Below are 14,536 nucleotides of genomic sequence, written 5' to 3'. Positions count from 1 at the left end.
GTCAGCCCAGAACAGCGGCCGGGTCGGTGAACTGCAAGCCGAGGTCGGTAGCCACCTGCTCGGACAGCAGCCCGCCGTCGTGGGTCGAAAGGCCTTTGGCCAGAGCATGATCCGAGCGGCATGCCGCCTGCCAGCCGCGATCGGCGAGCGCGAGCACGTACGGCATGGTCGCGTTGGTCAGCGCCACCGTCGACGTCTTGGGCACCGCACTGGGCATGTTCGCCACGCAGTAGAACACGGTGTCGTGCACCGCGAAGGTGGGATCGTCATGCGTGGTGGGCCGCGAGTCCTCGAAGCAACCGCCCTGATCGATGGAGATGTCTACCAGCACGGCGCCCGGTTTCATCTGCGAGACAAGGGAATTCGAGACCAAGTTGGGCGCCTTCGCGCCCGGCAGCAACACCGCGCCGATCACCAGGTCGGCGCGCTTGACGGTGCCCTCCAGGTCGTAGGCCGACGAGTAGCGGGTGCGCACCTGGCCGCCGAACTCCGCGTCGAGCAGCCGAAGCTTGGTGATGTTGACGTCGAGCACCGTGACCGAGGCCCCCATGCCGCCGGCGACCCGGGCCGCGTTGTAGCCGGCCGTCCCCGCACCCACCACCACCACGTCGGCGGGTTTGACGCCCGGCACCCCGCCCATCAACACGCCGCGCCCACCGTGGGTGCGCATCAGGTGGTAGGCGCCCACCTGAGCCGACAGCCGGCCGGCGACCTCACTCATCGGGGCTAGCAACGGCAGTGTGCCGTCGGCGCCCTGGACCGTCTCGTACGCGATCGACGTCGTTCCGGACGCCAGCAGCGCCTCGGTGCACGCACGTGAGGCGGCCAGATGCAGATAGGTGAACAGGATCTGGTTGCGCCGCAACAGGTTGTACTCGGCCGGCATCGGTTCTTTGACCTTGAGCAGCAGGTCCGCGTCGGCCCAGACCTGGTCGGCGGTGTCGGCCAGCTGGGCGCCCGCCGCTTTGAACTCCGAATCGGTGATCGCCGACCCTTCCCCGGCGCCGGCCTGCACGAACACGTCATGGCCGCGGCGGGTCAGCTCGGCGACGCCGGCCGGGGTGATGGCAACCCGGAACTCGTTGGTCTTGGTCTCGGTCGGTACGCCGACTCGCATGATCGCCCCTTGATTGCCGGTTCGCCTTCAAGTGTGAAGAAAGTTCGCGAGGGCCGCAAAAGCTCAGTGTTTGCTGGCTATGATCGGCGGATGACCGACCGGTGCGTGCAGGCCACCGTGCAGATCGACGCCCGGCCCGACGTGGTGTACCGGCTCATCACCGACCTGCCCACGCTGGCAGAACTGGCCGAGGAGGCGGTGGCGATGGAGTGGCGAAAGGGCGACGCGGTGAGCCCGGGCGCGGTGTTCACCGGCCACAACCGCAGCGGCAGCCGGCGCTGGAGCACCAAGTGCACGGTCACCGACGCCGAACCGGGCCGTCGGTTCGCGTTCGACGTGAGCCACACCATGATTCCGGTGGCCCGCTGGCAATACGACATCGCCGCGGCCGGCGGCGGGTGCGAGGTCACCGAAAGCACCTGGGACCGCAGGCCCGGCTGGTTCCGCAAGGTCGCCGGCAAAGCCACCGGCATCAGCGACCGGGCCACCGCCAACACCGAGCACATCCGGCTCACCCTGCAGCGCCTCAAGCAGCGCGCCGAGACCGAGTAGCCGAAGAACCGGGAGTTCCGATGACGCGACGCGATCCCGCCGTAGCCGTCATTGGAGCCGGCATGTCGGGGCTGTGCGTCGCAATTGCCTTGCTGCGCAGCGGTATCCGCGATGTGACGGTGTACGAGAAGGCCGACGAGGTGGGCGGCACCTGGCGGGACAACACGTATCCCGGGCTGGTCTGCGACATCCCGTCGCGCATCTATCAGTACAGCTTCGCCCGAAACCCGGACTGGTCGCACCTGTTCTCGCCCGGCGGCGAAATTCAGGCCTATTTCCGCGACATCGCCGACCGCTACGCGCTGCGCGACCGGATTCGTTTCGGCACCGAGATCTCCCATGCGCGCTTCGAGGACGGCCGCTGGGTGCTGCGCACCGCTGCCGGGGAGGAATCGACGGTCGACTTCTTGATCTCGGCCACCGGCGTGCTGCATCACCCGCGAGTGCCGTCGATCCCGGGCCTGGATGACTTCGGGGGCAACGTTTTTCACTCGGCGCGCTGGGATCACGGCGTCGACGTGCGGGGGCGGCGCGTCGCCGTCGTCGGCAACGGGTCGACGGGCGTGCAGCTGGTGTGCGGTCTGGCCGGGGTGGCCGGCCACGTCGCGCTGTTCCAGCGCACCGCGCAGTGGGTGCTGCGCCTGGCGAATCCGCGGTACAGCGGCTTCACCGGGATCACCCGGCGCAAGTTGCCGTGGCTGGACGGGTTGGCGTATCGCATCTACAGCCTCGGATACGACTATTTTGCGGTCGGCCTGACCAAGCCGGGCCTGCGCCGCAAGATCATGGCGGCGCTGTGCCGGGCCAGCCTCTGGGAGATCCACGAACCCGAGTTGCGGCGGTCCCTGACTCCCGACTACACGCCGGCGTGCAAACGCCTGGTGATGTCGAACGGTTTTTACCGGGCGATGCAGCGCGACGACGTCGACCTGGTGACCGCGAGCATCGACCATGTGGAACGGCGCGGCATCGTCACGGCCGACGGCGTCCTGCACGACATGGACATCATCGTGCTCGCGACCGGATTCGACACGCACGCGTTCTTCCGGCCGATGGAGCTGATCGGCCGCGACGGCATCTGCGCCAACGACGTCTGGCGTGACGGACCGCGCGCCTACCAAACCGTCGCGCTGTCCGGCTTCCCCAATTTCTTCATGATGCTGGGGCCGCACAGCCCGGTGGGGAACCTGGCGCTGACGACGGTGGCGGAATCGCAGGCCGACCACATCGTGGGCTGGATCGAGCGCTGGCGCCGCCACGAGTTCGACACGATCGAGCCGACGGCCGCGGCGACCGAGCGGTTCAACGCGAAGCTGCGCGCCGCGATGCCGGACACCGTGTGGACCACCGGCTGTAACAGCTGGTACCTCAACAAGGACGGCGTGCCGGAGGTGTGGCCCCTCACGCCGGCCGAACACCGCCGGATGCTGGCGAACCCTGACCCCGGCCAGTACGACCTGCGCCGGCACGTCACCGCCGGCTGACGGCAATCGCGGAAGAACCCGGTACCGGCGGTTTCGCATATCTGGCCGACGTACCTATACTTGGGACGCGCGACGACCAGCCCGAAACCTTGATCGAGGGCTGAATGCAGAGGTAGGGGGCATGATGCTGACCGTCGACAACCAGGCAGCGGGTCCACACGACGCCTCGCTGGACCACGAGCGACTGGTGCTCGAGGCCCGCGATGTGGACTTCGACTGGACGCGGCTGCCGTTCCACTACGTGCCCGGTGAGCCGTTTGCCACCCACGTCCTCAACGTGCTGCACCTGCTGCTGCCCGCCGGGGAAGAGTTCTTCGTCGAGGTGTTCAAGCAAACCCTGCCGCTGATCAAGGACGACCAGCTGCGCCTGGACGTCCAGGGCTTCATCGGCCAGGAGGCCGTGCATTCGCAGGCACACGCGAACGTGCTCGCGCACTTCGCCGCCCGCGACATCGACCTGACCCCCTACACCGGCCAGATCAAGTGGCTGTTCGACAAGCTGCTCGGGCCCCGGCCCGATTGGAGCCGGCGTCGCCAGCAGGGCTGGCTTCTCGAGCAGGTTTCGATCGTCTCCGCGATCGAGCACTACACCGCCATTCTCGGGGAGTGGATTCTCGACTCGCCGGCCCACGACACGATCGGCACCGATCCGGTGATGCTGGACATGCTGCGCTGGCACGGCGCCGAAGAGGTCGAGCACAAGGCGGTGGCCTTCGACACCATGAAGCATCTGCAGGCCGGCTACTGGCGGCAGGTGCGCGCCCAGCTGGTGGTGACGCCCGCCATGCTGCTGTTGTGGATCCGCGGCGTGCGGTTCATGTACTCGTTGGATCCCCACCTGCCGCCGCGCACCAAGCCACGCTGGCGCGACTACTTCTCCGCCGCGCGCCGCGGCCTGGTGCCCGGGCCGCTGCGCTTCATCCGGGCGATCGGCAACTACTACCGGCCGGGCTTTCACCCCTCGCAGCTCGGTGGACTGGAACGAGCCGTCGACTACCTGGCCATCTCACCCGCCGCGCGCGCCTCGCACTGATGACCGTCACTTCAACCATCACCGCCAGCGACGGCGTCACGCTGGCCGTGCACCGGTACACCGACATCGACCCGGCGCGCCCAACCATCTTGGCAATTCACGGCTTTCCGGATAATCACCACGTCTGGGACGGCCTGGCCGACGAGCTGACCGGCAAGCCCTACAACGTCGTCGCGTACGACGTGCGCGGCGCCGGTGAATCCACCCGTCCCGCAAAAAGATCCGGGTACCTCTTCGCGCAGCTGGTCTCCGACATCGGTGCGGTGATCGATAGCCTGGGCGTCGGGCGGGTGCACCTGCTGGCCCACGACTGGGGATCGATTCAGGCATGGGCGGCGGTCACCGACGACTCGGTGATGAACAAGGTCGCGTCGTTCACCTCGATCTCGGGCCCGCACCTGAACTACGCCGGTGCGTTTCTGCGGTCGGCGCGCACGCCGCGGGCGGTGGCGCAGGTCATCAGGCAACTGATCTCGTCGGGCTACATCAGCTTCTTTCTGTGCCCGGGCGTGCCGGAACTGTCGTTTCGCTCGCACGTCGGTGTGAAAGTCGTCGAGGCGCTTGAGCGCATCGGCCGGTCGAGCACGCGCAGCCAGCGTCACGACACCCTGCGCTCGGTCACCGACTATGTGTACGGGCTCAACCTGTACCGGCAGAACATGCCCGCCCCAATGCTGGCGCCGGGACGCCAACTCCCCGAGACCACCGTCGCGGTGCAGACCCTGGTGCCACGCCGCGACATCTTCGTCACGCCCGCGCTGCAACGGTTCGCCGGCGCAATTCCGAACGGCGGCAGGGTGATCGAGATCGAGGGCGGCCACTGGGTGGTGACGTCGCGTCCCGACGTCATCGCCCGGCTGACCGCCGAGTGGGTCGACCGCAACGTCGCCGGCGTGCCCCCCGCCGGGGCGGCCGAGGTGCGCGGCGAGCGCCGCGAGGTGCGCGGCAAACTCGCCCTGGTCACCGGCGCCGGCGCCGGGATCGGCCGGGCCACCGCGGTGGAGCTGGCCCGGCACGGCGCCCGCAAGGTCGTGCTTGTCGATCGTGACCTGGCCGCCGCCAACGACACCGCCGACGCAGTGCGCGCCGCGTGCGCCGAGGCCGCGGCCTACCAGGTCGACGTGAGCGACGAGGCCGCCATGAACGAGCTTGCGGCGCAGGTGCGCGACGAGCACGGCGTGGTCGACATCCTGGTGAACAACGCCGGCATCGGGATGGCGGGCCGGTTCCTGGAGACGAGCTCGGCGAACTGGGAAGACATCATGGGTGTCAACGTCGGCGGCGTCATCTCGGGCAGCCGGGCGTTCGGGGCGCAGATGGTCGAGCGCGGCGAGGGCGGAACGATCATCAACGTGGCGTCGGCGTCGGCGTTCCTGCCGTCGAAGTCCATGGTCGCCTACAGCACCACCAAGGCGGCCGTGCTGGCGCTCAGCGAATCGCTGCGGGCCGACTTCGCCGACGAGGGCATCGGCGTGACGGCGGTGTGCCCGGGATTCGTCAACACCAACATCGCGAAGAACACAATCTACGCCGGGATGAGCGCGGATCAGCAGGAGCGGGCGCGGGGCAAGGCCGACGCCGCCTACCGGCGCCGCAACTTCACCCCCGAAGCCACCGCCAAGGCGATCGTCAAGGCCGTCAAGACCGGTCCGGCCGTGTTGCCGATCGCCGCGGAGTCGCGGATCGGCTATGCAATGCGGCGCATCAGCCCGGGGATGGTCCGGCTGTTCGCGCGCCTGGACATTCGTCAGAAGTAGGAGGCGGATTCGGTGCCGGAGAGCATTTGGGCCAGCAGACCCGCCGACCTGTACGGACGGCGCGACCACGACCGCTTCGGGTCGCTGCTGTGGGGCGTTCGGGCGGTGTTCGAGGGCTTCGCCACGGTGTCACGATGGTCACCGGCGCGGGTGAAGCCGGTGCAGCGCAAGCTGACCGCGGTGGTGACCAATCGTGAGCTCGTCGCCCCGGACGTCGTCGCGCTGACCCTGGCCGACCCCGACGGCGGGTTGCTTCCGTCCTGGACGCCCGGCGGCCACATCGATGTCCTGTTGCCCTCGGGCCGGCGCCGGCAGTATTCGCTGTGCGGTGCGCCCGGGCGGCGCACCGACTACCGCATCGCCGTTCGCCGGATCGCCGACGGCGGAGGCGGATCCATCGAAATGCATGAGACGTTCGCGGTGGGCGACACGCTCCAGTTGGAAGGTCCACGCAACGCGTTCTACCTCGGCACCGCCGAGCGCGAGGTGCTGTTCGTCATCGGCGGCATCGGGGTGACACCCATCCTGCCGATGATCCAGGTAGCCGCGCAGCGCGGAATCGATTGGCGTGCAATCTATACGGGGCGCAGCCGCGAATACATGCCGCTACTCGACGAGGTCGTGTCGCTGGGTCCGGACCGGGTGACGGTATGGGCCGACGACGAGCGAGGCCGCTTCGCCACCGTGACGGAACTCCTGGACGGAGCGGGACCGTCGACCGCCGTCTACGTATGCGGGCCGAGCTCGATGCTGGAGGCCGTCCGCATCGCCCGCAACGAGCATTCCGGTGCGCCACTGCATTACGAACGGTTCAGCCCGGCGCCCGTCGTCGACGGTGCGCCGTTCGAGTTGGAGCTCGCGCGATCACGGCAGGTGCTCGCGGTGCCGGCGAATCGGACCGCACTCGAGGTCATGCTCGACCGGGACCCGACCACGCCGTACTCGTGCCGGCAGGGATTCTGCGGAACGTGCAGGGTCAAAGTGCTTGCCGGACAGGTGGATCACCGCGGCCGCGCCGCGCCGGGCTCGAAAGATACCCAGGACGGCATGCTGGTGTGTGTCTCGCGCGCCGACGGCGAGCGAGTCGTCATCGACGCCTGAGGCGATAGCCCAGGTGGGGCACCTTCACGCCCGGCACCGGCTCCCAGTCGAGGGTGCGACCGTCGGGGTGAAAGTCGTTCTTCTCGTAGAAGCTTCGCGCCACGCTATTGGCCTGCGCGCACCACAACACGACGTCACCGCGCGGGTCGGAGTTCAGGGCCTTCGCGAGAAGCAGGCCGCCGACGCCATGCCGCTGGCTCGCCCGCGAGATGTAGAGCGCATCGAGTTCGAGTCGCTCGGGGTCGTCGGGGTCCGGCCCGAACATCGTCATGCCGAGCAGCTGCCCGCCTGCCTCGGCGACCCACATCCGCCAGCCGGGCCGGCTGAGGTCGCGAGGATACCGCAGCACGGCCCAGCGCTTCGGCGACGTGAGCGTGTCGAGTACCGCATCCGGCAGCACGCCGGACCAGGACTGCCGCCAGACCGGATAGTGCATCGCGGCCACATCGGCGAAATCGCTTGGCGTGGCTTCGCGGATCGTGATGTCGGCCATTACGGCCGGGACTGCTCGAGGTAGGCGGCCAGAGCGTTGGTCAGGCCGCGGCGCGCCATGTCCAGGTCGGCGTAGGAACCCAGCTGTCGCTCCGACACTAGGCCGCGCATCGCGCCGGGGATCAGGGCCGCGACCTCGCGGACCCGGTCCGGATCGACGGCCAGACCGGCGAACGCGTGCTGGCAGGTCTCCAGCCAGCTTTTGCCCCAGGAGAACAGCTCGGCCGCGGTGCGCGGGTAGAGCCGCTCGAGCTCGTCGGGATCGCGCGGCAGCGCGGCCCGCAGGTTTTCGATCGCCCGCGAGTCCGGGGACGCCAGGCCGCGGTAGAGGGTTTCGATGATCGCGCCGACCCGCTCGCGCAGCGGCGCGTCCGGCGAGATGGGCGTCGACAGCGTGGAGAACGTCGCTGCGCGCCGCTCGGCGGTGCGGTGCAGCACCGCTGCCCAGAATCCGTCGGTGTCACCAAACTGGTACTGCACCGCGCCCCACGTGGCACCGATGTCCTTGGCGATGCGGTTGGCCGATACCGAGCCCGGCTCGCCGGAGGCCAGCGAGCGCAACGCCGCCTCGAGCATGCTTTCGCGTGTCGCATTGCCCCGCCGATTCGGGCGCCGGCCCGCGACGCCGGCCGCGCTGCTCTGACGGGTCATTCGCCGATCTTATCCATTGGCGGCCGGCCGAACGATTGTTTTCATAGAGGGTACTTTGATTTCATGACGGCGGGGCCTATTATTCGTACGCGAAGGAGGGCAGCTCACATGGCAGGGCTCGATGGCTAAGCCACCGTTGTCGATGAAACCGACCGGCTGGTTCCAGGTCGCCTGGTCCGACGAGATCGGCGTCGGCGACGTGCACAGGATGAAGTACTTCGACCAAGAGCTGGTCGCCTGGCGCGCCGAATCGGGCGAGCTGACCGTGATGAACGCCTATTGCGAGCACCTGGGCGCGCACCTGGGGTATGGCGGCAAGGTCGTCGGCGAGGTGCTGCAGTGCCCGTTCCACGGGTGGCAGTGGAGCCAGGAAGGCCGCAACGTCTGCATCCCGTACCAGGATCGACCCAACCGCGGCCGCCGCATCCGCACCTACCCGGTGGTCGAGCGCAACGCGTCGGTGTACATCTGGCACGACCTGGACGGCCGCGAACCCTACTTCGACGCGCCAGATGTGTTCGCCGCGTTCGGGGACGGCAGCAGCGCCGACGACTACTACCCGCAGCAGCGGCTGTACCGCGAGACCCTGGAACTGCACCCGCAATACGTGCTGGAAAACGGGGTGGACTTCGCGCACTTCAAGTTCGTGCACAACACCCCGATCGTGCCGGTGTTCACCCGCCACGACTTCGCCGAGCCGGTGTCCTACGTCGACTTCACCATCACCTTCGAAGGCGACGACGGGCAGAAGATCGAGGACGTCAACAGCGGCGTGCAGGCCATCAACGGCGGTCTGGGCATCGCGGTGACCAAGAGCTGGGGCATGATCGACAACCGGACCATCTCGGCGATCACGCCGATCGACGAGTTCACCTCCGATGTGCGCTTCATGGTCTACATCGGCCGGACGCCGCACAAAGACACCGACCGCGCCGCCGCCAAGGCGGACGAATTCGGGCGCGAAGTCATCCGCCAGTTCGAACAGGACATCGAGATCTGGCAGCACCAGCGCTATTCGGATCCGCCGGCCCTGGCCCCTGACGAGTACGAAGGCTTCACCGCAATTCGCAAGTGGGCCAAGCAGTTCTATCCCGAGGCGCTCGCATCGCAGGAAGGCTCAAGGCAATGAGTACAGCACCGGTTCGCGTCTTTCAGGTCGGAAGCGGAAACGTCGGCACCGAGATGATCAAGCGGATCGCCACCCAGCCCGACATCGAACTCATTGGCGTGCATTGTTATTCGCCGGAGAAGGTCGGCAAGGACACCGGGGAGTTCGCCGGCGTGGGGCCCAACGGGGTGGCCTTCACCGGGACGATCGAGGAGATCATCGCCGCCAAGCCGGACGTGCTGACGTTCCACGGCGTGTTTCCCGACGAGGACCTTTACTTACAGGTGCTCGAGGCGGGCATCAACATCGTCACCACCGCGGACTGGATCACCGGCTGGCACCGCGACAAGAACCACCCGCACCCGTCGGGCAGGCCGGTCAGCCAGCTGTTGGCCGAGGCCGCCGAGTTGGGTGGCGCGACGTTCTACGGCACCGGGATGAACCCAGGGCTGAACCAGATCCTGGGCGTGGTGTGCTCGGCCGACGTCGCCGACATCGAGAACGTCACCACCATCGAATCGGTCGACGTGTCGTGCCACCATTCCAAGGACACCTGGATCGAGGTGGGTTACGGCCAGCCCGTCGACGACCCCGAAATCCCCGCGAAGCTCGAGAAGTACACCCGCGTCTTCGCCGACAGCGTGTACATGATGGCCGACTGCTTCGACCTGCGCCTCGATGAGGTCAAGTTCAGCTACGAGCTGGGCGCGTGCACCAAGGATGTCGACCTGGGCTGGTACACCCTGCCCAAAGGTTCGCTGGGCGGTAACTACATCAAGTACCAGGGCATGGTCGACGGCGTGCCGCGGGTCGAGACGCACCTGGAATGGCAGATGACCCCGCACACCGACCCCAGCTGGAACATCAAGGGCTGCTACATCACTCAGATCCAGGGCGACCCCTGCATCTACAACAAGCACATGATCTTCCCCAAGCCCGGCGTGGATTTGTCCAACCCGGACAACTTCGCCTCGATCGGCATGACCGTCACCGGCATGCCCGCGCTCGCCTCGATCAAGTCGGTGGTCGCCGCGCCGCCGGGACTCATCACCAGCGCCGACCTACCGCTGCGTGGATTCGCCGGGCGGTTCAAGACCTAGACGTTCGGGGTGGTGAAAGTCGTTGGTGCGCGCGCCGCGGTTTAACTGCGGCGGCGGTATCCACTCGGTGTCGCCCTGGCGCGTTTTCCTCGTCCGCCAGCCCTTTTCGGTCAGCTTATGGTGTGGCACGCAGGCGAAGGTGAGATTATCCGCGTCGGTCGCGCCGCCGGCCGCCCACTCGTCGAGGTGGTGCACCTCGCACCAGTAGCCGGGTGCGTCGCAGCCGGGGTGAGTGCAGCCGCGGTCGTGCGCGTACAACACGATGCGTTGATCCGGTGTGGCAATTCTCCGCGACCGGCCGAGATACAGTGGGCGGCTGGTGTGCTCGTCGAACACGGCGAGGTAGTGGTAGGCGTGGCGGGCCATCCGGATCACATCGCGTATCGGCAGCAGCGTTCCGCCGCCGGTCACCGCGCGCCCTATGCCTGACGTCAATTCCTGCAGCGTCGTCGACACGATGACCGTGACCGGTAACCCGTTGTGCCGGCCGAGTTTCGGGTCGCCCAGCTGACCGCGCACCAGGGCGTTGAGTGCGTCGTGCTGGCGCTGGGCGGGGCTGCGCCGATCGCCGCGCGCGAGCTCATCGTCGGGTTCGCCCCCAGCACAGGGTGTTTGATCGTCGGGATTGCACATCCCGGGGGCCGCGAACCGGGAGAGCCAGGCGTCGAGGTTGGCGCGCAGCTCCGGGGAGGCGATCAGCTTCGCGACGCTCATCCCGTCGGGCCGTTGACCGCACCAGGTGAAGCCGCGCTGGCGCGCACGGTCGGCGTCAGAGAACTTTCCGTCGGGATTGATCCGCAGCGCGCACTGGTGCGCGAGCTTCTGCAACTGATCCGGCCGCAACGTCCGCGCCTGCTGGGCCAGGAATTGCTCGGCGTTTTCCACCGTCGCGGCCGATACGGACTCCGGGAGATCCCGGACGAAGGCCTGGATCACGCGCAGGTGGTGACCGTCGAGGGCACCTTCGCGCCACGCCACCGCGGTGGCGGGCAACTGCGGCGCCAGCTCCTGGCCGGTGAGGGTCAGGCGCGCAGACAACTCTTTGGCGTCGCGAAGCCGGCGGCAAGCCTCGGCACAACTGATCCGCAGCCAGTCGGCGACGACCTTGTGCACCGGGCCGCCGATGTCGGCGGGATCCTCCGCCGCCAGGCCGGCGATGACGTCGTGGCTCACCGCGATCTGTCGCCGGCGCGAGGCCTCCATCCGTTCGAGCACGTGCAGCCGGACGACGGGGCTCAGCGCATCGAAGTTCAGGGCTTGGATCGCCGCGTCGGCGGCGTCCTGCGCGGCCAGGGCGGCGGACACCTCCGCCGGAACCTCGATCGAATACATGTTCGAATCTTAGGCCTGCGGCACGACGAAGTGAGACGGACCGAGCCGCAGCTGTGCATAAACCCCGAACTGTGCACAACGCAAATGCGGCCCAGGGGTGACTCATGCGGTCCCGTCGGGCACCGCGACGCTGATCGCGAAGCCGCCAAAAGGGTTGCTGCTCAACCCCCGATGCCAACGAACTGTTCGTCACGGTGCGCGCCGAAGTCAAGGACTACCCCGACGATCGGCGGCGCTGGCACCGGCTGGCCCGCGCGTATGACTAGGCGGCGAATCGCCTCGCGCCCGCGAGGTGAGTAAGACGGTGGCCATCCTGCAGGGCCAATTTTTAGCGCGATTCGGGTTCAGCCGCAACGGGATTCGCTGTTCGACGTCCAACCCGGCACCACCGGAGGCGGCAGGCCGCCTCGCTGAACGTGCTGCTGCCACTTCAGCAAATGGGCCACGCCAGGAGCGGCTTGACGCGGGCATCAGACAGTCCCGCGTTTTCCGTGGCAGCGCTGCGGGTAACCTCCCGTGGTGCGCGCGGGATTTGTAATTGCCGCAGCCGCGGTCGCCGTGGTCATTGCCGCATGCTCGTGTCCCACCGGCTTGGCCGACTCCACGCCGGAGAATCCACCGTTCCCGATCGGTCAAATCGGCGTGCCCGTGCATGCCCAGGCGGCCAGCGGGGCGACGGCCGACATCACTGTCAACAGTGCAACGTGGTCACCGCCGGGGTGCGCCTCTCATTTTGCGAATCCGACGCCTGGCTCCTCATGCAACGTGGTGGAACTGACTGTCACCGCGACGTCCCACCGATTCTTCAAGTTCGACTACCGCTATACATTCGCCGGATACGGCGGCGGCAGTCAGCCATGGACCCATCCCGACGACGCGCCCCAGCCTGCAACGCTTGCGGTCGACTTCAAGAGGCTCGACAAGATGCCCCCGCTGCAATCGGGCGGCCTTCACGACGGGCAGACCGCACATGGATTCGTCGGCTACGTTATGCCGACCGCAGGCGACCTGTACATCACGATTAACGATCCCGAGCAGCACGCTCCCTACGCCGAAGCGGGCTTTATCGTCCACACCTGATCGGCGAAAACCCACGCTCGAGTCGTCATGAAATAACTCGACGCACGCCGCGGCGCAGAATCGGCCCGGTCTAGGGTGAAGGCCATGCGGGTAGGAGTGCTGGGAGCCAAGGGCAAGGTCGGATCGGCGATGGTGGCGGGGGTGCAGGCCGCCGAGGATCTGAGCCTGTCGGCCGAAGTGGACGCCGGCGACCCGATGAGCCTGCTGACCGAGGGCAACACCGAGGTCGTCATCGACTTCACCCATCCCGACGTGGTGATGGACAACCTGAAGTTCGTCATCCACAACGGAATTCACGCCGTCGTGGGGACCACGGGCTTCACCGCCGAGCGGCTGCAACAGGTGCAGGATTGGCTCGCCGGCGGCGCAGCCACGTCGGTGCTGATCGCGCCGAACTTCGCCATCGGGGCGGTGCTGTCGATGCACTTCGCCAAGCAGGCCGCGCCCTTCTTCGACTCGGCGGAAGTGATCGAGCTGCATCACCCGCACAAGGCCGACGCCCCGTCGGGCACCGCGACGCGCACCGCGAAGCTGATCGCCGAGTCGCGAAAAGGCTCGCCGCCCAACCCCGATGCCACCAGTACCAGCCTGCCCGGCGCCCGCGGCGCCGACGTCGACGGCATCCCGGTGCACTCGGTGCGGCTGGCCGGGCTGGTCGCCCATCAAGAGATCCTGTTCGGCACGGAGGGGGAGACGCTGACCATCCGGCACGACAGCATCGACCGGACCTCGTTTGTGCCCGGCGTGCTGCTGGCCGTGCGCCGGATCAAGGAACACCCCGGCCTGACGGTGGGTCTCGAGGCGCTGCTCAACCTGCAATGACCAAAGCGCTGCGCACCCAACTGCTCGTCGCCTTCATGTGCGTCGCGCTGTTGGTGTACTTCGTGCTGCTGGGGCACGTGGCCGTCGCGATGATCGGCTCCGGCCGGGCCGCCGCCGTCGGCCTCGGACTCGCGGTGCTGATCCTGCCCGTGATCGGGCTGTGGGCGATGATCGCCACCCTGCGCGCCGGATTCGCGCACCAGAAGCTGGCCCGGCTGATCGCGTCCGACGGAATGGAACTGGACACCAGCGCGCTGCCGCGCCGCCCGTCAGGTCGCATCCAGCGCGACGCGGCCGACGAACTGTTCGCCACGGTGCGTGCCGAGGTGGAGGACCACCCCGACGACTGGCGGCGCTGGTACCGGCTGGCCCGCGCCTATGACTACGCGGGCGATCGCCGCCGCGCCCGCGAGGCCATGAAGACCGCCGTCAACCTGCAGGGCCGCCCGTGAGCAAGACGCTGCTGATCGTGCATCACACGCCGTCGCCGCACACCCACGAGATGTTCGAGGCCGTGGTCTCCGGCGCCACCGATCCCGACATCGAGGGTGTGGAGGTGCTGCGGCGCCCGGCGCTGACGGTCTCGCCGGCCGAGATGCTGGCCGCCGACGGCTATTTGCTGGGCACGCCGGCCAACCTCGGCTACATCTCGGGGGCTCTCAAGCACGCGTTCGACTGCGCCTACTACCAGCTGCTCGACTCCACTCGCGGGCGACCATTCGGGCTGTACCTGCACGGCAACGAGGGCACCGAGGGCGCCGAGCGCGCCGTCGACACCATCACGACGGGCCTGGGCTGGGCGAAAGTCGCAGAGACCGTGGTGGTTTCGGGCAAGCCGAGCAAGGGCGACGTCGAGGCATGCTGGAACCTCGGGGCGACGGTCGCCGCGCAGCTGATGGAGTGAGTT

General features: G+C 67.8%; 15 protein-coding genes. 11 read left to right on the top strand and 4 right to left on the bottom strand.

The features are described from left to right. Nucleotide 1 precedes the first annotated feature (1 nt). Entirely contained in the window at nt 2-1,117 is a 1,116-nt protein-coding gene (gene ald, locus MTY59_RS26120) for an alanine dehydrogenase (protein WP_221043715.1), read from the bottom strand. A gap of 90 nt (nt 1,118-1,207) precedes the next feature. On the opposite strand from ald, the gene MTY59_RS26115 reads away from it, so the two are divergent. The 5 genes from MTY59_RS26115 (at nt 1,208) to MTY59_RS26095 (ending at nt 7,044) form a co-directional block, all read left to right on the top strand. Then, complete coding sequence (locus tag MTY59_RS26115; protein WP_221043714.1) at nt 1,208-1,669, top strand: SRPBCC family protein; 462 nt, start codon at nt 1,208-1,210, stop codon at nt 1,667-1,669. 20 nt (nt 1,670-1,689) lie between these two features. Next, complete coding sequence (locus tag MTY59_RS26110) at nt 1,690-3,153, top strand: flavin-containing monooxygenase (protein WP_221043713.1); 1,464 nt, start codon at nt 1,690-1,692, stop codon at nt 3,151-3,153. Nucleotides 3,154-3,274: 121 nt separating this feature from the next. Then, the gene (locus MTY59_RS26105; RefSeq protein WP_415823032.1) at nt 3,275-4,186 is read left to right on the top strand and encodes a metal-dependent hydrolase; all 912 of its coding nucleotides are present in this window, start codon (nt 3,275-3,277) and stop codon (nt 4,184-4,186) included. Continuing rightward, a complete protein-coding gene (locus tag MTY59_RS26100; RefSeq protein ID WP_221043712.1) occupies nt 4,186-5,943 on the top strand; it encodes an SDR family oxidoreductase in 1,758 nt (585 codons plus the stop codon). Before MTY59_RS26105 ends, MTY59_RS26100 begins: the two co-directional genes overlap by 1 nt. 12 nt (nt 5,944-5,955) lie before the next feature. Further along, nucleotides 5,956-7,044, top strand: coding sequence for a PDR/VanB family oxidoreductase (locus MTY59_RS26095; RefSeq protein WP_221043711.1), 1,089 nt, complete (start codon nt 5,956-5,958; stop codon nt 7,042-7,044). Here MTY59_RS26095 and MTY59_RS26090 read toward each other — a convergent pair. Beyond that, entirely contained in the window at nt 7,031-7,537 is a 507-nt protein-coding gene (locus MTY59_RS26090; RefSeq protein WP_221043710.1) for a GNAT family N-acetyltransferase, read from the bottom strand. The two genes, MTY59_RS26095 and MTY59_RS26090, sit on opposite strands and share 14 nt — an antisense overlap. Further along, the gene (locus tag MTY59_RS26085; RefSeq protein WP_221043709.1) at nt 7,537-8,187 is read right to left on the bottom strand and encodes a TetR/AcrR family transcriptional regulator; all 651 of its coding nucleotides are present in this window, start codon (nt 8,185-8,187) and stop codon (nt 7,537-7,539) included. Before MTY59_RS26085 ends, MTY59_RS26090 begins: the two co-directional genes overlap by 1 nt. Nucleotides 8,188-8,308: 121 nt before the next feature. Here MTY59_RS26085 and MTY59_RS26080 point away from each other — a divergent pair, with 121 nt between their 5' ends. Continuing rightward, a complete protein-coding gene (locus MTY59_RS26080) occupies nt 8,309-9,316 on the top strand; it encodes an aromatic ring-hydroxylating dioxygenase subunit alpha (protein WP_221043708.1) in 1,008 nt (335 codons plus the stop codon). Further along, nucleotides 9,313-10,395 (top strand): NAD(P)H-dependent amine dehydrogenase family protein, encoded by a 1,083-nt coding sequence (locus MTY59_RS26075; protein WP_221043707.1) that lies wholly within the window; start codon nt 9,313-9,315, stop codon nt 10,393-10,395. The genes MTY59_RS26080 and MTY59_RS26075 overlap by 4 nt, the downstream gene beginning before the upstream one ends. On the opposite strand, the gene MTY59_RS26070 is transcribed toward MTY59_RS26075, so the two are convergent. Then, complete coding sequence (locus MTY59_RS26070) at nt 10,357-11,727, bottom strand: HNH endonuclease signature motif containing protein (protein ID WP_221043706.1); 1,371 nt, start codon at nt 11,725-11,727, stop codon at nt 10,357-10,359. The genes MTY59_RS26075 and MTY59_RS26070 overlap by 39 nt on opposite strands. 519 nt (nt 11,728-12,246) lie before the next feature. Between MTY59_RS26070 and MTY59_RS26065 the strand changes: the two genes are divergently transcribed. The 4 genes from MTY59_RS26065 (at nt 12,247) to MTY59_RS26050 (ending at nt 14,533) form a co-directional block, all read left to right on the top strand. Then, entirely contained in the window at nt 12,247-12,807 is a 561-nt protein-coding gene (locus tag MTY59_RS26065) for a hypothetical protein (RefSeq protein WP_221046668.1), read from the top strand. 84 nt (nt 12,808-12,891) lie between these two features. Next, a complete protein-coding gene (gene dapB, locus MTY59_RS26060) occupies nt 12,892-13,629 on the top strand; it encodes a 4-hydroxy-tetrahydrodipicolinate reductase (RefSeq protein WP_221043705.1) in 738 nt (245 codons plus the stop codon). Then, nucleotides 13,626-14,081, top strand: coding sequence for a tetratricopeptide repeat protein (locus MTY59_RS26055; RefSeq protein ID WP_221043704.1), 456 nt, complete (start codon nt 13,626-13,628; stop codon nt 14,079-14,081). The genes dapB and MTY59_RS26055 overlap by 4 nt, the downstream gene beginning before the upstream one ends. Nucleotides 14,082-14,131: 50 nt before the next feature. After that, a complete protein-coding gene (locus MTY59_RS26050; RefSeq protein WP_221046667.1) occupies nt 14,132-14,533 on the top strand; it encodes a flavodoxin family protein in 402 nt (133 codons plus the stop codon). Nucleotides 14,534-14,536 lie beyond the last annotated feature (3 nt).

Origin of the sequence: Mycobacterium senriense (assembly GCF_019668465.1) — a bacterium.
Lineage (GTDB): Bacteria > Actinomycetota > Actinomycetes > Mycobacteriales > Mycobacteriaceae > Mycobacterium > Mycobacterium senriense.
This window is presented reverse-complemented; position numbering and strand designations above follow the sequence as displayed.